General features: G+C 63.7%; 20 protein-coding genes. 14 read left to right on the top strand and 6 right to left on the bottom strand.

What is annotated here, in order from left to right; all coding sequences use genetic code 11:
- Positions 1–155: 155 nt before the first annotated feature.
- The 3 genes from AC05QJ_RS05175 to can all read left to right on the top strand — a co-directional run bounded on the left by AC05QJ_RS05175 (position 156) and on the right by can (position 2,088).
- Positions 156–941 carry an energy transducer TonB gene (locus tag AC05QJ_RS05175; protein ID WP_476745904.1) on the top strand — a complete coding sequence of 262 codons (786 nt, stop codon included), beginning with the start codon at positions 156–158 and terminating at the stop codon, positions 939–941.
- Complete coding sequence (rimI, locus tag AC05QJ_RS05180; protein ID WP_476745905.1) at positions 934–1,386, top strand: ribosomal protein S18-alanine N-acetyltransferase; 453 nt, start codon at positions 934–936, stop codon at positions 1,384–1,386. The genes AC05QJ_RS05175 and rimI overlap by 8 nt, the downstream gene beginning before the upstream one ends.
- Before the next feature lie 63 nt (positions 1,387–1,449).
- Complete coding sequence (can, locus tag AC05QJ_RS05185; RefSeq protein WP_476745906.1) at positions 1,450–2,088, top strand: carbonate dehydratase; 639 nt, start codon at positions 1,450–1,452, stop codon at positions 2,086–2,088.
- A 248-nt stretch (positions 2,089–2,336) separates the two neighbouring features.
- Here the strand turns inward: can and AC05QJ_RS05190 are convergent, their stop codons facing one another.
- Positions 2,337–3,488, bottom strand: a complete 1,152-nt coding sequence (locus AC05QJ_RS05190; protein ID WP_476745907.1) for a hypothetical protein — start codon at positions 3,486–3,488, stop codon at positions 2,337–2,339.
- Positions 3,489–3,571: 83 nt separating this feature from the next.
- Between AC05QJ_RS05190 and AC05QJ_RS05195 the strand changes: the two genes are divergently transcribed.
- Entirely contained in the window at positions 3,572–4,162 is a 591-nt protein-coding gene (locus tag AC05QJ_RS05195; RefSeq protein ID WP_476745908.1) for a D-Ala-D-Ala carboxypeptidase family metallohydrolase, read from the top strand.
- On the opposite strand, the gene AC05QJ_RS05200 is transcribed toward AC05QJ_RS05195, so the two are convergent.
- Entirely contained in the window at positions 4,156–5,019 is an 864-nt protein-coding gene (locus AC05QJ_RS05200; RefSeq protein WP_476745909.1) for a LysR substrate-binding domain-containing protein, read from the bottom strand. The two genes, AC05QJ_RS05195 and AC05QJ_RS05200, sit on opposite strands and share 7 nt — an antisense overlap.
- A 128-nt stretch (positions 5,020–5,147) precedes the next feature.
- On the opposite strand from AC05QJ_RS05200, the gene AC05QJ_RS05205 reads away from it, so the two are divergent.
- The 4 genes from AC05QJ_RS05205 to AC05QJ_RS05220 all read left to right on the top strand — a co-directional run bounded on the left by AC05QJ_RS05205 (position 5,148) and on the right by AC05QJ_RS05220 (position 9,820).
- Positions 5,148–5,750 (top strand): LysE family translocator, encoded by a 603-nt coding sequence (locus AC05QJ_RS05205; RefSeq protein WP_476745910.1) that lies wholly within the window; start codon positions 5,148–5,150, stop codon positions 5,748–5,750.
- 64 nt (positions 5,751–5,814) lie between these two features.
- The gene (locus AC05QJ_RS05210; RefSeq protein ID WP_476745911.1) at positions 5,815–6,327 is read left to right on the top strand and encodes a sigma-70 family RNA polymerase sigma factor; all 513 of its coding nucleotides are present in this window, start codon (positions 5,815–5,817) and stop codon (positions 6,325–6,327) included.
- Positions 6,324–7,271: a FecR family protein gene (locus AC05QJ_RS05215; RefSeq protein WP_476745912.1), complete on the top strand. Its 948-nt coding sequence runs from the start codon at positions 6,324–6,326 to the stop codon at positions 7,269–7,271. Before AC05QJ_RS05210 ends, AC05QJ_RS05215 begins: the two co-directional genes overlap by 4 nt.
- 74 nt (positions 7,272–7,345) lie before the next feature.
- Entirely contained in the window at positions 7,346–9,820 is a 2,475-nt protein-coding gene (locus tag AC05QJ_RS05220; protein ID WP_476745913.1) for a TonB-dependent siderophore receptor, read from the top strand.
- A 40-nt stretch (positions 9,821–9,860) separates the two neighbouring features.
- Here AC05QJ_RS05220 and AC05QJ_RS05225 read toward each other — a convergent pair whose 3' ends face one another.
- The 4 genes from AC05QJ_RS05225 to AC05QJ_RS05240 all read right to left on the bottom strand — a co-directional run bounded on the left by AC05QJ_RS05225 (position 9,861) and on the right by AC05QJ_RS05240 (position 12,091).
- A complete protein-coding gene (locus AC05QJ_RS05225; RefSeq protein WP_476745914.1) occupies positions 9,861–10,271 on the bottom strand; it encodes a hypothetical protein in 411 nt (136 codons plus the stop codon).
- Positions 10,249–10,608: a hypothetical protein gene (locus AC05QJ_RS05230; protein ID WP_476745915.1), complete on the bottom strand. Its 360-nt coding sequence runs from the start codon at positions 10,606–10,608 to the stop codon at positions 10,249–10,251. Before AC05QJ_RS05230 ends, AC05QJ_RS05225 begins: the two co-directional genes overlap by 23 nt.
- A 172-nt stretch (positions 10,609–10,780) precedes the next feature.
- Positions 10,781–11,677, bottom strand: coding sequence for a PAAR domain-containing protein (locus AC05QJ_RS05235; RefSeq protein ID WP_476745916.1), 897 nt, complete (start codon positions 11,675–11,677; stop codon positions 10,781–10,783).
- A gap of 3 nt (positions 11,678–11,680) precedes the next feature.
- Positions 11,681–12,091: a hypothetical protein gene (locus AC05QJ_RS05240; protein WP_476745917.1), complete on the bottom strand. Its 411-nt coding sequence runs from the start codon at positions 12,089–12,091 to the stop codon at positions 11,681–11,683.
- 308 nt (positions 12,092–12,399) lie between these two features.
- Here AC05QJ_RS05240 and AC05QJ_RS05245 point away from each other — a divergent pair, with 308 nt between their 5' ends.
- The 6 genes from AC05QJ_RS05245 to AC05QJ_RS05270 all read left to right on the top strand — a co-directional run bounded on the left by AC05QJ_RS05245 (position 12,400) and on the right by AC05QJ_RS05270 (position 19,161).
- The gene (locus tag AC05QJ_RS05245; RefSeq protein WP_476745918.1) at positions 12,400–13,125 is read left to right on the top strand and encodes a response regulator transcription factor; all 726 of its coding nucleotides are present in this window, start codon (positions 12,400–12,402) and stop codon (positions 13,123–13,125) included.
- Positions 13,122–14,459, top strand: a complete 1,338-nt coding sequence (locus tag AC05QJ_RS05250; protein WP_476745919.1) for a sensor histidine kinase — start codon at positions 13,122–13,124, stop codon at positions 14,457–14,459. The genes AC05QJ_RS05245 and AC05QJ_RS05250 overlap by 4 nt, the downstream gene beginning before the upstream one ends.
- A gap of 145 nt (positions 14,460–14,604) precedes the next feature.
- Entirely contained in the window at positions 14,605–16,827 is a 2,223-nt protein-coding gene (locus AC05QJ_RS05255) for a TonB-dependent siderophore receptor (RefSeq protein ID WP_476745920.1), read from the top strand.
- 105 nt (positions 16,828–16,932) lie between these two features.
- The gene (locus AC05QJ_RS05260; RefSeq protein ID WP_476745921.1) at positions 16,933–17,220 is read left to right on the top strand and encodes a DUF3649 domain-containing protein; all 288 of its coding nucleotides are present in this window, start codon (positions 16,933–16,935) and stop codon (positions 17,218–17,220) included.
- A complete protein-coding gene (locus tag AC05QJ_RS05265; protein ID WP_476745922.1) occupies positions 17,217–18,827 on the top strand; it encodes a PepSY-associated TM helix domain-containing protein in 1,611 nt (536 codons plus the stop codon). Before AC05QJ_RS05260 ends, AC05QJ_RS05265 begins: the two co-directional genes overlap by 4 nt.
- A gap of 1 nt (position 18,828) precedes the next feature.
- Entirely contained in the window at positions 18,829–19,161 is a 333-nt protein-coding gene (locus AC05QJ_RS05270; RefSeq protein ID WP_476745923.1) for a DUF3325 domain-containing protein, read from the top strand.
- Position 19,162: the final 1 nt, after the last annotated feature.

The raw sequence follows: 19,162 nt of genomic DNA on the forward strand, positions 1-19,162 counted from the left end.
ATAAAAGCGCCGATTGTACTGCATTGGGGGGGATTGGCTTCACCCTTGATCGTTTGCCGGTGGTGTCCGGCGTTTTTCCGCCGATCGACTGCGGCGCACAGCGCGCAACGGCGTTAGACTATGCGCCCTGACTTATCCACAGATGGCCGATCGCCTTGCTCACCGAGTCCCGCCGCCGCGCTTACCTGAACGCCATGCAAGTGGTGCACTGGCTGCCGCGTACCGAACTGCCGTTCGCCGCGCCGTCGCGCCCGGAACTGCTGTTGCCGCCGGAGCCGCTGGTGGAGGACGCGCCATCCGTTGTGCCAACCCGCAGCGAGCCTGAGGCCAGGCCCTCGGCCAAGCCGACGGAACGGCCGAAGATCGAGATTCCCCGCCCGAGTGTCGTCGCCAAGGCCGCCGGCAAGCCGGTCGAGGCCGAAGCGGCAACGCCCGCCCCGGTCAAGGTCGTGGTCGCTCCACCGCCACGTTTTTCCCTGCAACTGCTGCGGGCCGGCAGTTGCCTGATCCTCGTCGAACTCGCCACCGGCCAGCCCTTCCAGAGCCGCGACCCGTCCTACCTGCTGCTCAAGGACATGCTGCGCGCCGCCGGCCTGCCGGACAGCCCGCGCATCGTCGGCGAACCGGTGCGCTGGCCGCTGTTGGTGCGTGGCAGCCTCGACCAGGGACCGGACGCGGCACGGGACTTCGTCCAGGGCTTCATTCTTGCCCGTCTCGAAGAAGAACCCTGCACCTGCCTGTGGCTGGTCGGCCTGCCGGCCATCCGTTTCGCCGGCGAGGCCGACGAAGACGCTTATTACCGTGAATGGTCGGTGCAAGGCCTGGGCGCTGCCTGGGGGCTGCCGGCCCTTGAATTGTTGATGGACGAGCCGCCGCGCAAGGCGGACGTCTGGAAAGCCATGCGCCGGCTGATGGCGCGCTGGAAACCGAGCAATGAGTGACACCCTCAGCTTCCGCCGCATGACCGAGGCGGATCTGGATGCCGTACTGAAGATCGAATACGCCGCCTTCAGCCATCCGTGGACCCGCGGGATTTTCCTCGATGGCCTGAAGAGCTACGAAATCTGGCTGATGTTCGAAGGCGAGCAGCAGGTCGGCCATGGCGTGATCAATGTGATCATCGACGAAGCCCATCTGCTCAACATCACCGTCAAACCGGAAAGCCAGGGCCGCGGCCTGGGCCTGGCGCTGCTGGAACAGTTGATGAAGCGCGCCTACGAGTTGAACGGCCGCGAATGCTTCCTCGAAGTGCGCGCCAGTAACCAGTCGGCCTATCGCCTGTACGAGCGCTACGGTTTCAACGAAGTGGGCCGGCGTCGCGATTACTACCCGGCGGCAGGCGGGCGCGAGGATGCGCTGGTGATGGCCTGCACCCTGATCGAATAAGGGCGGTGACCCTCGCGGGTCGCTGCCTGTCACAAGAAAGCATCATTTCCGTGAGGCTTGACCATGCACGACCTGCAAGAACTGATCGACAACAACGAACGTTGGGCCGATGGCATCAAGCAGAAGGATCCTGATTTCTTTGCCAAGCTGGCGCGCCAACAGACCCCTGAATTCCTCTGGATCGGCTGCTCGGATGCACGGGTGCCGGCCAACGAGATCGTCGGCATGTTGCCGGGTGATCTGTTCGTCCACCGCAACGTCGCCAACGTGGTGCTGCACACCGACCTCAACTGCCTGTCGGTGATCCAGTACGCGGTGGACGTGCTCAAGGTGCGGCACATTCTGGTGACCGGCCATTATGGTTGCGGCGGTGTGCGGGCCTCGATGCAGGACCGCCAGTTCGGCCTGATCGACGGCTGGCTGCGTTCGATCCGCGACCTGTACTACGAGCATCGCAATGACCTGGCCAAACTGCCGACCGAGGAAGCCCGGGTGGACCGGCTGTGCGAGCTGAACGTGATCCAGCAGGTGGCCAATGTCAGCCATACCACCATCGTCCAGAACGCCTGGCATCGTGGTCAGGAACTGTCGGTGCATGGGTGTATCTATGGCATCAAGGACGGTCGCTGGAAGAGTCTGGATGTGACCATCAGCGGGATGGAACAGGTGCCGCCGCAGTATCGGTTGCGGCCGCAGGAATAATCTTCAGCCAATACTGGCCTCATCGCTGGCAAGGCCAGCTCCCACAGGGTTCCCGGCCAGCCACAGTATCGGGCCTGACGCGGTGGGAGCCGGTCTTGCCGGCGATGGCGTCATTGCAGCCGACGCAGTTGCCGGTGCCGGCCTCATCGCTGGCAAGGCCAGCTCCCACAGGTTTTTCGCTCAGCCACAGTATCGGGCCTGTGGGAGCCGGCGTTGCCGGCGATGAGGCCATGTGCAAAGGCTGCGCCTCAGCCCTCTTCGACCGGCTTCTGCAACTCCCGCAATTCCCGCGTCACCGCCCCGGTATTGCACTTCGCGCTCGCCTGCTCCGGGGTCATCTCGCGGATGGTCCGGTAGAACAGCTCGCAGGTCTGCTTTTTCGCCGTGACCTGCCATTTCTGCGTACAGGCCTCAAGCGTGGCCTGCGGATCGGCGTTCGTATTGCTGCCCACGCCGGCCTGCCAGCAAGCGGCGCTCAAGTCCTGGCCCATCATCTTCAAGCCCGCCGCGTCGGCCTTGTCCTGGTCGCCGTTGTAATTGGCCTTGTCCGCCGCATACCAGATGGCACTCGGGTGATTGGAGCCGAGCACCGGCACCTTCTGGCCTTCGCTGGGGCTGATGATCCCCAGCCCCAGCACTTTCAGCTCAACGCCGTACTGCTGCTTGATCCAGCTACGCACCGGCGAACCGAACGCCACCATCGGCAATGACGCGCCGCTCTGGGTGCGGGTGACTTCCTTGACCATGCGCACCTGGTAGTCCTGGAAGTAGCCGTAGGTGCCTTCCAGGTCGCTGCCGGCGCTGGCCGGGGCGGCGATCGGGGCGATGTCGACGATGGTCTGGAAGGCCGGTGTCTGGTCGGCGGGGATGCCGTTGAAGGTCAGCAGGCTGGCCCAGCGGTCGGTGGTGTTGGAACGCAGGTAGTCCTGGGCCTGGGTCAGCGAGTAGTCCGGCGGGAAGTGCAGCAATTCGATGCTGCGACGGTTTTCCAGGGCCATGCCCAGCGGCAGGAACAGGTACCAGTTGTAGGCCCATTTGCCATCGGCGTTGAGTTTTTTCGCACCGTTGTAGGCCAGCTCGCCGGTGTCGAGCAGGGCGTTCAGCGGGTTCTTGTAGTCATGTGGGACGCCGTTGATATCGGCGTAGTACCTGTCGTTGTCCCGATGCACTTTTACCGTCGCGGCGGGGTAGCCGTCCCGTTGAACGCTCTGGTTCAGGTAATGCTCGACGGTCTGTTCCAGCGTCCAGTCCTTGAAGCAGATGACATTGCAGTTGTTGGGATAGGCGAACAGTCGGGTCACCCGTTCCTGATTGCCCAGCTCTACTCGGGTATCGGCTGCCGCCTGGCTGCCAACACCGAGGGCGATCAGTCCCAGGGCGATCGGTGCAATCTTGCGCATGCTTAACTCCTTGTCAGAAAGCTCCCCGCGTTCGGGAGGATTGCCATACTGGCGGAGGTATCGGGGCTGTGGGAAGAGGGCGCATGAACGGATGGAAAACGGCGATCGCGGTGCTGCTGGTCAGCAGTGTGGTACAGGCCGACGAGCGTGATGAGTGGCTGTTCGCCCAATGGACCGCGGACCATCAGACCCGCCCCTTGCGCGAGATGCTGGTGGAGGCGCGGCTGTATGGGGTGGTGCCGATTCATCAGTTGCTGCGTTCGGCCAGCGACTGGCGCCAGTGCCATGCCGAGCCCTTCGCGGTGCCGCCGCAGGCGCAATGGCCGCAGGTGCGCCGCACGCTGCGGCTGCTGGATCTGCTCAGGGACGAGCGGGTTCTCGGGGTGTTCGAGGTGGTCTCGGCCTATCGCAATCCGGCGCTCAACCGTTGTGCCGGCGGTGCGGCGAACAGTGCTCACATCCGGGCGTTCGCCGTGGACCTGCTGCTGGCCGACGCTGCCGACGCGCAGGGGCTCTGTCGTTTCTGGCAGCGTTATGGCGAGGCCTGGAACATGGGGTTGGGCCGTTATCCGTCGGGACGGATTCATATCGACACGGCGGGGTATCGCACCTGGGGCGCCGATTCTGGATCGGACTCGTCGTACTGCCCGCGATTGAGCGGCCAGGGTCACTGACCCAGGGAGCGCTGGGCCTGTTCCGTAACCCAGCCGGTAAACCGTTGACACTTGTCCGACTCCGCCAGCGACGATGGACACAACAGCACATACGCCGAACCGTCGCGAACGAAACCGTAGGGCGCCTTCAACTGCCCGCTGGCCAGTTCGTCACCCACCATCAGCCGCGACGCCATGGCAGCGCCCAGCCCTGCCACCGCTGCCTGGATGCACAGATAGAAATGTTCGAAATCAGCGCGTCCGCTGCTGCGGTCCGGCTGGCCGCTCAGGCGTTGCCAGGTGGGCCAGGCATCGGGGCGAGTGGCGCTGTGCAGACGGCGCTGGTCGTCCAGGCGACCCGGCAGCGCCGCGCTGAGTACGGGGCCGACCCATTCGTCGCAGACCTTGTGCGCGTGCAGCCCGTCCTCCCACTGAAAGTCGTCCCGCCGCAGGGCCAGGTCCACCCCGCTGCGGGCGAAATCCACGGGGCCGCCGGCGGCCATCAGGTGCAACTGGATATCGGGATGCGCGGCCTGGAAATCCGGCAGACGCGGGATCAGCCATTTCATCGCCAGGGTCGGCTCGCAAGACAGCACCAGCACGTTTTCCCGCGCCTGCTGGTGCAGCCGCGAGACGGTGCCTTCCAGTTGCTCGAACACCGACTGGGTGGTGCCGAGCAGGGTGCGGCCGGCGGCGGTGAGGAAGAGGGCGCGGTTGCGACGCTCGAACAATTCCACGCCCAGCGAAGCTTCCAGCAGGCGGACCTGGCGGCTCACCGCGCCGTGAGTGACATGCAGCAGCTCGGCGGCGCGAACGAAGCTTTCGGTGCGCGCAGCCACGTCGAAGTAACGAAAGGCGGTGAGGGCGGGTAGTTTCATATCGGTGAGGAAAACTAGCGGATGTGCCGCACTATAAATCGTTTTTACCCAGCAACAAGGCTTTCGATAATGCGAGGGGCGCAATCAATCTGCGCCATTTTCTTGCGTATCAGAAGAGGAAGCCTTTCGTGAACGAACTCATCGCCGTCGCCCTGTTCACCGTGCTGGCGGTCATCAGCCCGGGGCCGGATTTCGCCATGGTCACCCGGGCCAGCTATGCCTTCGGCCGACGCAGTGGTCTGCGTGCTGCCTTGGGAATCGCCTGTGGCGTACAGGTGCATGTGCTGTACACCGTGCTCGGTGTGTCGGTGCTGGTGCAGCATTCGCCAGCGCTGTTCATGGCCATGAAAGTGCTGGGCGCCGGCTACCTGATCTACCTCGGCTACAGCTCGCTGACCAACACCACCCAGGTCTCGCTGGAGAGCGACGGCGCGGCTGCCGGCACTTTCGTGTCGGGTTTCCTCACCAACGCGCTCAACCCCAAGACCTTGCTGTTCGTGGTCAGTGCCTACACCCAGGTCGTGCAGCCGGGCAGTTCGCTGGTGCAGCAGTTCGGCTACGGGCTGTTCATGTCGCTGGCGCACTGGGCCTGGTTCAGCCTGGTGGCGCTGGGCTTTTCCAATGCGTCCATGCGTCGGTTGATGATCGAGCGCCAGCGCATGGTCGATCGCGTGATTGGTACGGCCTTGCTCGGACTCGGTGTCATGGTGTTGTTCGCCAGCGTGCGCTGAGCGGATTGCAACTTTCTGTGTCGGCACCATAAGATAGAATCATTCCCATTTAGTCTCGTACCCCATGAAAGCCACTCCACCAGCAGACAGTCTCGACGCGTTGTACAAGGGCTATCACGGCTGGTTGCTGAGCTGGCTGCGGCGTCGCCTGGACTGTCCGCACAACGCCGCGGACATGGCCCAGGACACCTTCACCCGTCTGCTCGGCGCCGGTGCCTACGCCGCGCCGCGTGAGCCTCGGGCCTTTCTCGCCACGGTGGCGCGCCGGCTGCTGGTGGACCGTGGCCGTCGGCACAAGCTGGAGCAGGCCTATCGCGATGAACTGGCGCGCCATGCCGAATTCATGGAGCAGGCGCCCTCTGCCGAAGAGGTGATGGCGGCGATACAGGCGCTGGAACATATCGCCCGTGCGCTGGAAACCATGGCGCCGCGCATGCGTCAGGTGTTCGTGCTGCGCCACCTGGATGGCTTGAGCCACGCGCAAATCGCCGAGCAGTTGCAGGTGTCGACCAAGACCGTGCAGAACGATCTGGTCCAGGCGCTGCTGCAATGCCACGCGGCTGGCGGTGCCTGGTGAAGCCGTCCGCCGCGGTCCTGAAGCAGGCCGCCGAGTGGCTGGTGCGCCTGGACGACGAACCGGATGCCGCAGACCGGGAAGCCTTCCGTGACTGGCTGAGTGCCGACCCCGCGCACCTGCAGGCGGTTCAGGCGCTGCAGGGCAGCCTGGCACCGTTGCGCGAGTTGCCGCGAGCGCCGGTGCGCGCCGCGCTGGGCAGTGTGACGACGCGTTCTCGTGGACCACGTGCGCTCAAGGCATTGGCACTGGCGGCGCTGCTGGCGATTCCGGCGGGGTTGGCCTTGCAGCAGTTCCCACCGGCCTACCTGCTGGCCGATATCCGCACCGGGGTTGGTCAGTGGAGCAGTCAGCAATTGCCGGACGGCAGTCGCCTGCAGCTCGATGGCCGCTCGGCCGTGGACCTGCAGTTCGATGCCGCCAGCCGGACGTTGCGGCTGCTTAGCGGCGAGATTCTGGTGGAGGTGGCCAAGGATGCCAGCCGGCCATTTGTGGTGGTCACCGAGCACGGCAGCGTGCGTGCCCTCGGCACCCGCTTCGTGGTGGAGCGCCTGGGTGATTCCACGCGGCTGGCGATGATCGAATCCAGCACCGAGGTGAAGAGCGGTAGTGACAGCCTCATCGTGCCAGCCGGCCAGCAGGTGCAATTCGACGCCCGCGGCATCCGGCCGCCGCAACCAGTGGACGGCGCGGGCCTGGAGCAGGCCTGGAACGCCCATCAATGGGTGATTCGCGAGCAGCCGCTGAACCGGGTGCTGGAGCGCCTGGCCCGCCATCACAGCGGCTACCTGAGCTACGACGCCGAGGCACTGGCGCGGATCAGGGTGTCGGCGGTGCTGCCGGCCGACGACAGCGAACGCGCCTTGCGGCTGCTGGCGCGCAGCTTGCCGATTCGCGTCGAGCACTACACGCCGTGGCTGACGCGCATCAGTCCTCAACAGAAATAATTCTCAACGCTTTTTCCACTTTTGCGTCGTGGTGCGTCCTTGTACTACCCAACACCTAACGAGGACTACGCAACATGCCCGCACTGTTCCGCCGCCGCAGCACCCTGGCGCTGGCCATTCATTTCGCCGCGATCGGCACGCCACTGCTGGCGGCACTGCCCGCCCAGGCCCAGCAACAGGTCCAGCGCTACGACATTCCCGCCGGTGCGCTGGGGGATGTGCTCAGCCGCTATGCCCGCGAGGCAGGCGTCGCGATTTCCTTCAATGCCGAGCAGGTCGCCCGCAAGCGCAGCACCGGCCTGCAAGGCAGCTACGGTGTACAGGAAGGTTTCATTGCACTGCTGCAGGGGCAAGGATTGCAGGCGCAGTCGAGCGCAGACGGCTACGTGCTGATTGATGTACCCGTGACCAGCGGCGCGCTGGAACTGGGCGCCACCAGCATCACCGGTGTGGGGCTGGGGAGCACCACCGAAGGCAGCGGCTCGTACACCACCGGGTCGACCAACACCGCCACCAGACTGAACATGAGCCTGCGTGAAACGCCGCAGTCGGTGAGCGTGATGACCCGCCAGCGCATCGACGACCAGAACCTGCGCAGCATTGGCCAGGTACTGGAGCAGACACCGGGACTCAACGTACAGAGCCCGGGCAGCGACCGGCTCTATGTGTTCTCCCGCGGCCTGGCCATCGACAACTATCAGTTCGACGGCATGCCCACCACGTCCTTCGCCTTCAGCCAGGCGTTGCCCCATGCGCTGGCCGACATGGCGATCTATGACCGTGTCGAAGTGGTGCGCGGGGCGACCGGACTGATGTCGGGCGCGGGCGATCCCTCCGGAACCGTCAATCTGGTGCGCAAGCGGCCGACCGATACGTTCAAGGGCTACATCAGCGGCGGCCTGGGCTCCTGGGACCTGTACCGCTCGGAAGTGGATGTCTCGGGGCCTCTCACCGAAACCGGCAATGTACGCGGCAGGGCGGTCGCGGCCTATCAGCAGAGCAACAGCTTCACCGACCACCTGCAGCAGGAAAAAACCATCCTCTACGGAATCACCGAGTTCGACCTGAGCGACAGCACCCTGCTCACCGTCGGTGTGGACTACCTGGACAACAACCCCCGTGGTTTCTCCACCACCGGCCTGCCGGTGCTCGACCGATACGGCAACAAGCTGCACACCTCGCGCTCCGACAACCCGGCCAGCCGCGACAGCACCAACCGTCAGCAGGTGATCAACAGCTTCGCCTCCCTTGAGCAGAAGCTGGCCAACGACTGGACCCTCAAACTGTCCACCAGCTACCTCTATGGCACCCGCGACTACGACTCGGTGATCGCTGGCACCTCCACCGGCTTCGTCGATCCGGCCACCGGCAGCGGCCTGAAGTACACCGCGACCAAGGGCGAGAACTGGCAGCGGCAGAAGGGGCTGGACCTGATGCTGTCCGGCCCGTTCCAGGCGTTTGGTCGCGAGCATGAACTGGTAATGGGCTTCAACTACCAGGACTACGAAAACCGCCGCAACGGCTTCGGCCATCCCACGGCGACCGGTGGCAGCAACAATCTGGTCAGCGGCCTGCCGGTGAACATCTGGAACTGGGACAATTACGCCCCGCGCCCCACCTACAGCATCAACCGCGAGGATGACAACCTGCGTCAGCGGCAGAACGGCGCCTACCTCGCCACCCGCCTCAAGCCCACCGACGACCTCTCGCTGGTGCTCGGTGCGCGGGTGAGCAACTTCGAGTACCGCGACAGCTACCACTACAACGTGCCGGCGATGGTCTACCTCGACACCGACAACAGCATCACCGCCTCGGGCGAAGTGACGCCCTATGCCGGCGTGGTCTACGACCTCGACCAGCACCACTCGGTTTATGCCGGCTACACCAGCATCTTCAAGCCGCAGACCTACAAGGACCAGAACGGCAAGGTCCTGCAGCCACGGGAGGGCGACAACTACGAGATCGGCCTCAAGGGCGAATACTTCGACGGCCGGCTGAACACCGCCATCGCCCTGTTCGAAGTGAAACTGGAAAACGACAACGTGCCTGACGGCATCATCATCGGCACTGACTACGACACCGCCTACGCGCCGAAGAAAACCACCACCCGCGGCCTCGACCTGGAGATCAGCGGCGAGATCCTGCCTGGCTGGAACATCGATGCCAGCTACAGCCATTCCCGGGTCGAAGACAGCGAAGGCGAGCGCATCAAGACCATCGTGCCGCTGGACATCTTCAAACTCTGGACCAGCTACCGCCTGCCCGGCGCCCTGGAGCGCCTGACCGTGGGCGGCGGCGTGAACTGGCAGAGCAGCATCCACTTCACCTCCGAGAGCTGGATGCTGCCACAGGCGTCCACCTACAAGCAGGATGACTACGCCACCGTGGGCTTGATGGCCCGCTACCAGCTGACGCCACAGTGGTCGGCGACCGCGACGGTGAACAACCTGTTCGACAAGAAGTACGTGAGTTCGCTGGACGAGAACTTCTACAGCGGGAGTTACGGGGAGCCGCGCAATGTGATGGTGACGACGAAGTGGGAGTTTTGAATGTGATCGCCCCCTCGTGAAACGAGGGGGCGCTTGCACTTTAGTCTGTGTATATTTTCATGGCTACGGTGAAAACGATTATCCAGGCGAGTGGAAATGCCAGGATGAGTCGGTTTGTTTTTACCCATTCGTCCATGAGCGGTTGTACTTTCTTTATGTCATCTTTGCAGATTCGTCCATCTCCGAAAAAGGGTTCTGGAGAAGTTAATATATGGTTCAGAGCATTTCGTATGCTCTTGCTCTGGCGCTTCGTTGAAATTTCGAGCTGATGCTCGATAATGTTCATGTAGTTGCTGTTTTTCATTTCCTTGAATAGCTTCTTGTGATGCAGTTCTTCCAGTTTGTTTGTGAGTCGAAAGGCTGCAATAAGCATAAGGATGCCGAAGCCTATGATGCAAAGCCACATGCCCTTTGACCATGTGCTCATGTCAATCACGGAGAAAGTGATCATGCACGGACTCCCCTAGATATTCTCCAGCGAGCTCACCCATGGCTACCCCTGCAAATGAAGCCCCTCCAACCACAGTTGCAACGCAGGCCGTGAATCCGGTAGGGCTTCTACTGCGACCACCGCATATTTTCAGGCTGTGCTTGGCTGCCATGTTTCCGGCAAGAAAACCCGTGCCCGATGAGATCAGGAATTTTGGAACTTCCTTCATGGCTACCTGTTTGCATGCGGCGTCATTGTCTGTGGTGCATGTCTCCCAAATCGCTAATGCTGAAGATACTCCACCGATTCCAATAGCTATAAACCCGCCAGTTTTCATATATTCTGCGGCTTTGGACATGGATTTTACGTATCGCGAGAAACCAGGGATATCCCCGGGGCCACCAGCTTTTCTCCAGTGATGCACAAGGCTCTTTGTCGAGATGCTCAGGGATTTTCGCAGCTTCGGATGATCCCCCAGCGAAGTGAAACCTCGAACGCGAGTTGACTTGAAAAATTTACTATCCAGCTCTTCAAGCAGTTTTTTTTCGCTTCTCAAAAAAATCGGGTACTCGCAGGTGTCCGTAAGTGCGATGGGTATCCTGATGAAGCTTTTCTAACCGGATCAAAGTGTCAGTGAGATCCCGCATGTGCTTTTCCAGCACGGCTGCGGAAACCCCCGCCCAAAGCGAGACTTCACCGAGCAGCGCCGCAATCTCCCCGCGGTACTTGACCATGAAATCAGCGTCGGCCGGCTCCAGATCTGCCAACGCCACCGCAACCTCGTCCGCTGCCTCCATCAGATGCGCTTCTTCGCGCATGCACATGTAATTGCGCGGATCCCCCAGCACCACCATCTGCCCGGCCTTGACGATGTCTTCGCCAAGGCTGCCATTCAGCCCGTTGAACTTGCGCATCACCTCGGGCGAGGGCGTTTCGCCGAACAGTTCGGCAATCAACTGCTGGCGGGTGGTGGACTTTGGCACGATGTAGAAGCCGGGTTCGGCAGCTTCGTTGTCTTCATCCGCAGAACCAGGCCCCGAACCGCTGAGGGAGTTATTGGGACGTGAAGCAGTTGACGGTGCCGCTGGCGAGGGGGCGTCGGCGAATGGCAGGGGTATCGGCGGCATCTCCCTGACCAGCTCGGGTTCAGGCCATGCAATCAGCCGGTTGTCACCTGTCGGGCAAGCGCATCGAATAAGCGCACCATGCAGTGCTGTCGCGCGGCCGTGCCAGTGAATGGCAGGTGAGCCTTCCACGATGGTGCCTGCCTCGCCACATTTGGGGCATGGGGTTGTAGTGTCGCCTATACGCAGGACGTCCCGATCATCCTGGGTCGCCCAGGGGAAATTGCCGATGCAGGTCGCGCCAGTGGTGGTCTTGTCGCCGTGGAGTCCCTGACCCAGGCCGTCCACGATTGCACGAGCCATGGCTCAAGCCCTCTTCAGACGAAAATGATCGACGGAAAATGGCTTGCCTTCCCGTTTGACGAGATGCGTCGCTTGCTGCGGGGTATCGATGATTTCGTCGCCATTGGCTATTCGACTGCCGACGACTGCAACCTGACCGTGTTCCTCGCCAGACTCGGAAAGGATCGCAGCGCTGCTGCCATCGGCGTATTCGACAAGGTCGCCGGCGCAGGCCACACGGACCTTGTCTCCATTGGGGAGGGCGATTTGCACCGAGCTGGATGCGTTGCGAATGACACCTCCGTTGCGACTGCGACTGCCTTCGGTGGCCAGGCGGAAGATTGCCAATGCCGGGTGTTCGGGATCGTGGTGATCCAGCGAACGCAGATACTCAGGGGAGACTTCGTTGGTGAAACGTGCAGGGGGGGATTGCATGGTATGGCTCCTTGCTCATGAGCACCGTCCTCTTCCAGGAGTGAAAAGGCGACGGTGCTTGTCGGTTGGAAGCCTGCAACCCTGACGTATTGATATAGGGAAAAGAATCAGACGTTTCCGAGAGTGGCATAGGATTTTTTTGAAGTTTCGCTGGATGGCAGACTCCTGATTGTTACTGATGGCCTCATCGCTGGCGGTGCTCCGCTTGCCAGCGATAAAGCCCGAGTCCTACAAACAGCTATGGGCATCTTCCCTTTCTTTCGTCAGAATACGCGACAAAGAAACATTCTCATTTGCAGGGTGCCCACATGCAGTTCGCCGCCTCTCCCCGTGCTCCGGTACGCATCCTCGCCATCGAGGACGATCCGGTGTTGTCCGCGCATATCGACAGCCATCTCGGCCAGCGCGGCTTCGCGGTAACACTGCGCCATGACGCCAGCGATGTGGTGGAGCTGGTGCGCGACGGGGCCTACGACCTGGTGCTGCTGGATATCCTGCTACCCGACAGCAATGGCCTGGAAATGCTCGCCGAACTGCGCCGGCGCCAGCGGGTGCCGGTGATCCTGATGTCGGCGCTGGGCGCCGAGCAGGACCGCATCGTCGGCTTCAGCCAGGGCGCCGACGACTACCTGCCCAAGCCGTTCAGCATGGTCGAGATGGACGTGCGCATCGACGCGATCCTGCGTCGCGTGGCCTACGAGCGCAAAGAGCACAGCGGCCACGAGGAGCTGAGTCAGGCTCTCGGCCTGACCTTCGATCCGGTGCGCAGCGACGTCTGTAACAATGGCACCTGGGCGGACCTCACCAGTACCGAATACCGCATTCTGGAAACCCTGCTGCATTCGCCCAACGAAGTGCTGAGCAAGACCTTCCTGTACCAGCAGGCACTGCATCGCGCCTACTCGATCCACGACCGCAGCCTCGACATGCATGTCAGCCACATCCGCCGCAAGCTGCAGGCCATCGGCTACAGCGCCGGCCGGGTGGAGACGGTGCGCGGTGCGGGCTACGTGCTCAAGCGCGTCACGCCATGAGTCTGCCTGACCGACACTCGCTGTTCTGGAAACTGGTAGGCGGCATCGCGCTGCTCAGCCTGTTGATCATCAGCCTGCATGTGGATGTCAGCCAGCGCATCGACATGGCCACCGCCAAACTGCCGCAGTCGACCCAGGCGGTGCTCTCCGGTTATGCGCGGGAAGCCGAGGCGGCCTGGAACGAGCGCGGTACGCCTGGGGTAGACGAGTTCCTCGCCTCACTCAAGGCGCGTGAGGGCGTGTGGGCGGTGGTGGTGGGGCAGTACGACAAATCGCTGTCGTCGCATCCGCTGCGTGGGCGCGAGCGCAAGAAGCTCAATTTCATGCGTTCGCTGGACTGGTCGGTGGGGCGGCCCGGTGGCACGCCAACCTTCTACATGCCGTTCAGCGACAGCGAGGCGCGACTGGTCATGGACCTGCCGGCCCGGCTCGATCCGCGCAAGTACAACCACCTCTGGCGCCTGTTGCTGGAACGCATCCTGCCGGCGTGCCTGGCGCTGGGGCTGGGCGTGCTGCTGTACCGCACGGTGATCGCGCCGATGGTGATCCTGCGGCGTCAGGCCAATGCCCTGAGCTCCGGCAATCTGTCGGCCCGGGTCGGCGCGCAGCTCACCCATCGGCGCGACGAGCTGGGCGAGCTGGCGCGGGCCTTCGACCATATGGCCGGGCGCCTGGAAAACACCGTGCAGTTCCAGCGTCAGTTGTTGCGCGACCTCTCCCACGAACTGCGCACGCCGCTGAGTCGCCTGCGGGTCACCGGCGAGCGCGAGCAGGACACCACCGCCCTGCGTCAGCGTCTGGAGCGGGAAGTACAGAGCATGGAGCGGCTGATCAACGACACCCTGGAGCTGGTCTGGCTCGATACCGAGCGGCCGCTGTTGCCGCTGGAACCGGTGGATATCGGTCGCCTCTGGGACGTGCTGTGCGAAGACGTCTGCTACGAGACCGGCTGGCCGGCCGAGCAGTTGCACAACGAACTGCCGGCCGGCTGCCGGGTGCTCGGCAACCTCAACAGCCTGGCCCAGGCCATGGAAAACATCCTGCGCAACGCGGTGCGTCACTCGCCGCCCGGCGGCATCGTGCGCCTGGGCGGCGGGCGCGATGGCGATGACTGGCACCTGTGGATCGAAGACCAGGGCCCCGGCGTATCGCCGGCCAAGCTGGAGAGCATCTTCCAGCCATTCACCCGGCTTAACGCGGCGCGTCCTGGCGGCGACGGCTTCGGTCTTGGCCTGTCGATCGCCCGCAGCGTGGTGCAGTTGCAGGGCGGCGAGGTCTGGGCGCAGAACGTCTCGCCGGGCTTGCGGGTGAACCTGCGGCTGAGAAGTGTATGAAATGTAAAAAAGATTTACTCTCATTTACGAATCTATAGCATTCGCGCTCGTCCCGGGCAGGTCCGGGGCGAGCCGGACCTGACTGTTTCCAACGTCCTCCCTCGCTCCTTTCCTGCGTGCCCTCACTGCGAAAGGAGCGTCGTCGATGCAACCCCGATTCAAGCTCAATCCCCTCTGCCTGGCCCTGCTGGCCCTGTCCCCGTCGACCTTGATGGCCGCCACCGAGGCGAAGACCGACGACGCTCTGGAACTGAGCGAAACCCACGTGGTGGCGACCGCCGAGGAAGAGCTGAAACAGGCGCCGGGCGTATCGCTGATCACCGCCGAAGACATCAAGAAACGCCCGCCGGTGAACGACCTGTCGGAAATCGTGCGCAAGATGCCCGGCGTCAACCTGACCGGCAACAGTGCCAGCGGCACCCGCGGCAACAACCGTCAGATCGACCTGCGCGGCATGGGCCCGGAAAACACCCTGATCCTGATCGACGGCAAGCCGGTCACTTCCCGCAACTCGGTGCGCTACACCCGCTCCGGCGAGCGTGACACCCGCGGCGACAGCAACTGGGTGCCGGCCAACGAAGTCGAGAGCATCGAAGTGCTGCGCGGCCCGGCAGCAGCGCGCTACGGTTCCGGCTCCATGGGCGGTGTGGTGAATATCATCACCAAGCGCCCGACCCAGGAAATGACCGGCAGCATCACCGCCTTCACCAACCTGCCCGAAGACGACGCCGAAGGCGTGACCAAGCGCACCACCTTCAGCCTCGCAGGCCCCCTGACCGACTCGCTGACCTTCCGCGTCTACGGCAACCTGAACAAGACCGACGCCGACGACGCCGACATCAACCAGGCCCATACCGACACCGCCTCGGGCGCCTCCCTGGCCGCAGGCCGCGAAGGCGTGCGCAACAAGGACGTCAACGCGCTGCTGAGCTGGGCGCTGGACAACCAGCAGACCATCGACTTCGAAACCGGCTTCAGCCGCCAGGGCAACATCTACACCGGCGACGTCGGCACGGGCGGCACCGAATCCCTGACGCCAGGCAGCACCATCAACGGCTGGCTGGGGCGCGAGACCAACACCATGTACCGCCAGAACTTCTCCGTCACCCACCGTGGCGACTGGGAGTTCGGTACGTCGCGCCTGCTCGCCCAGTACGAGAAAACCCGCAACGACCGCTTGCTGGAAGGCCAGACCGGTTCGGTGGACGGCGATATCAGTGCCAATGCGGAAAAGTCGTTGAGCACCTACGACAGCTACCTGGTCCAGGGCCAGCTGGACATCCCGCTGGACGTGCTGCGCCCGCAGACCCTGACCCTCGGCGCCGAATGGAACTACCAGGAGCTGGATGACCCGAGCACCATGGATCGCGCCATCGGTACCACCCTGCCGAACTCCGCTGCCAGTGCGCGTCCGACCGACATGGACGCGACCATCATGGCGCTGTACGCCGAGGACAACATCGAGCTGACCCCCGACTGGTACCTGACCCCGGGTCTGCGCCTGGACCATCACGACCAGTTCGGCGCCAACTGGAGTCCGAGCCTGAACACCTCGTACAAGCTCACCGAGGACATCACCCTCAAGGGCGGTATCGCCCGCGCCTTCAAGGCGCCGAACCTGTACCAGTCCAACCCCAACTACCTGTACCGCAGCAACGGCAACGGCTGTGCGCCGAGCCTGAGTTCGAATGGTTGCTACGTGTTGGGTAACGCCGACCTCGATCCGGAAATCAGCATCAACAAGGAGCTGGGCATCAGCTTTGCCCGCGACGGCTGGACTGCCGGCCTGACCTATTTCCGCAACGACTACGAGAGCAAGATCGTCTCGTCCAACGACCTGGTGGGCCGCACCTCGGCCAACGAAGCCATCCTGCAGTGGGACAACGCCAAGGACGCCATGGTCAAGGGCTGGGAAGGCAACGTCGGCGTGCCGCTGCTGGGCGAAGCGGGTGAAGTGCTGAGCTGGAACACCAACTTCACCTACATGGACTCCAACGAGGACAGCGACGGCAACCCGCTGTCGGTGGTGCCGGAATACACCGTCAACACCATGCTCGACTGGCAAGTGACCGAAGCCCTGGCCCTGAGCCTGACCGGCACTTATTACGGTAAGCAGGAGCCGCGCAAGTTCAACCCGACCCGTGACGTCAGCGTCACCGCGCAGAACGAAATGAAGACCCTCGATCCGTACCATGTCTGGGGCATCGGCGGCACGTACGCGCTGAACAAGAACCTGTCGTTCGGCGCCGGCATCAACAACCTGTTCGACAAGCGCGTGTACCGCGAAGGCGCGGGCACCAGCGCCGGTGCCAGCACCTACAACGAACCGGGCCGGGCGTTCTATGCGTCGGTGACGACCAGCTTCTGACCCAAACCTCCAGGACGGTGCAAATCCCTGAGGGAGCGGCTGAAGCCGCTCCCTCTGTGCGTGCTACCCCAAGGGCTTGCGTCGTCCTGAGCCGATGAGGCCCTCATGAAAACAACGACCTTCTCCTGGCCCATGCTGTCGCGCATCGCCGCCGCGCTGCTGGGCGGCTATGCCTTCACCTACGCCTTCACCGCCGCCCTGGCGCGGCTGCTGCCGCTGGACAAGGTGGATGCCCTGATCAGCGCCAGCCTGTTGTCCTTCGCCGTCTACACCGGCGCGATTCTCTGGGCGTTCGCCTGCCGCAGCGCAACCCGCGCCTGGGCCGGGCTGGCGCTGGGTCTGCCGCTGGCCGCGATCGGCTTCTGGCCGCAACTGACGGGGATCGCCGGATGAAACAGAAAACCATCACCCAATCGCTGTCGTGGATGCACACCTGGAGCGGCCTGATCTTTGGCTGGGTGCTGTTCGCCATTTTCCTCACCGGCACCCTGGCGGTGTTCGACAAGGAAATCGACGGCTGGATGCGTCCGGAAATCCCGACCCACACCCTCGACCGCAACGAGGCGGCGCAGCGCGGGCTGGACTACCTGCAGGCCAACCATCCCGGCGCCAGCGCCTGGAACATCGGCCTGCCCAGCGAGCGCTCGCCCAACCTCACGGTGTCCGCCGGCGAGCAGCGCCGGGGCGGCGGCACCGCGCTGGACCCGCACACCGGCGAGACGCTGGACGTGCGCGAGACCGCTGGCGGCAGCTTCTTCTTCCGCTTTCACTTCACCCTCAACCTGCCGCGCAACATCGGCATCTGGGTGGTAGGGCTGGCGGCCATGGCGATGCTGGCGGCACTGATCAGTGGCATCGTCATCCACAAGAAATTCTTCAAGGAGTTCTTCACCTTCCGCCCGGCCAAAGGCCAGCGTTCCTGGCTCGACGCGCACAACGCCACGGCGGTGCTGGTGTTGCCGTTCCACCTGATGATCACCTACACCGGGCTGGTGATTTTCTACCTGATCTACATGCCGGCCGCGTCCGATGCGTTGTTCGACGGCGACCGCGATGCGCTCAACCGGGCCATGCGCGGCATGCCAACGCAACAGCATGCCGCCGCGCCGAATGGCGGGCAGCGTGGGCAGCAGCAGGGCCAGCACGGCGGTGAACGCGCAGGGGGCGGGCGTGGTGGCGAGGCGGGCAGGGCGCAGGGCGAAGCGGCGCCGCTGGCCGCGCTGGGGCCGGTGCTGGATGAGGCGGAGAAGGCCATGGGGCCGTTGTCCGGCCTGTCGATCCAGAACCCCGGACGCAGCGATGCGCGCATCGAGGTCCGCCCGATGTTGGGCAACCGCATCGAACTGACCAAGGGCCAGAGCATGGTTTTCGACGGTGTCAGCGGCAAGGTGCTGCGGGCTCCCGCCGAGAGCCGGCCGAGCCTGCTGACCCAGCGGGTCATGTCCGGCATGCACTTCGCCCAGTTCGGTGGCTACCCGATGCGCTGGCTGTACTTCCTGTGTGGTCTGGCGAGTTGCGCCATGATCGCCACCGGGCTGGTGCTGTTCACCGTCAAGCGTCGCCGCCGCCACGACAGCGAAGGCGCGATCGGTGCGGTGCTGTATCACGTCGCCGAGCGCCTGAATGTCAGCGTGGTGGCCGGCCTGTCGCTGGCCTGTATCGGCCTGCTCTGGGCCAATCGCCTTCTGCCGGTGGAACTGGCCCAGCGCGGTGGCTGGGAAGTGCGGGTGTTCTTCCTGATCTGGCTGGCAACCCTGGGGCACGCCATCGTCCGGCCATGGCTGCGCGCCTGGCAGGAACAACTCGGCGCGGCAGCATTGCTCTGCCTGACCTTGCCGCTGCTGAATTTCCACACCGTCAACCGTGGCGACTTCCTGTCTCTGGAAATCACCACCGTGCTGATCGGCGTATTGCTCGGCTGGTGCTGCTGGAAGATTGGCCAGCCGGCCAAGGAACGTCCGGCCCGACGGGCCGCTGGCGCCAGCCTGGAGGTCAATTGAGATGAGTCTGGCGTTATCCACAGGGCTGTTGCTGGCCTACAGCGGCATGCTCGGTTTGTGCCTGGGGCTGGAGCGGCATTTCAAGCAGGTGTGGGGGCGTGTGCTGTCGCCCACCCTGCGCCGCGTGCTGCGCATTGCCGGCTGGCTGGCGCTGGCAGGCAGCTTTGCCACCAGCGTCGCCGCCTGGGGGTGGGCAATGGGACCGATTGGCTGGTTCGGGCTGTTGTCGCTGGCGGGGTTGGGGTTGGTGCTGCTGTTGCCGTATCGCGCCCGCGGCGCGGTGTGGCTGGCGGTGGTGGGTTGGCCGGTGATCGGGGTTGTGGCGCTGGTCTGAT

The sequence above is a fragment of the Pseudomonas sp. TUM25319 genome, assembly GCF_056388475.1.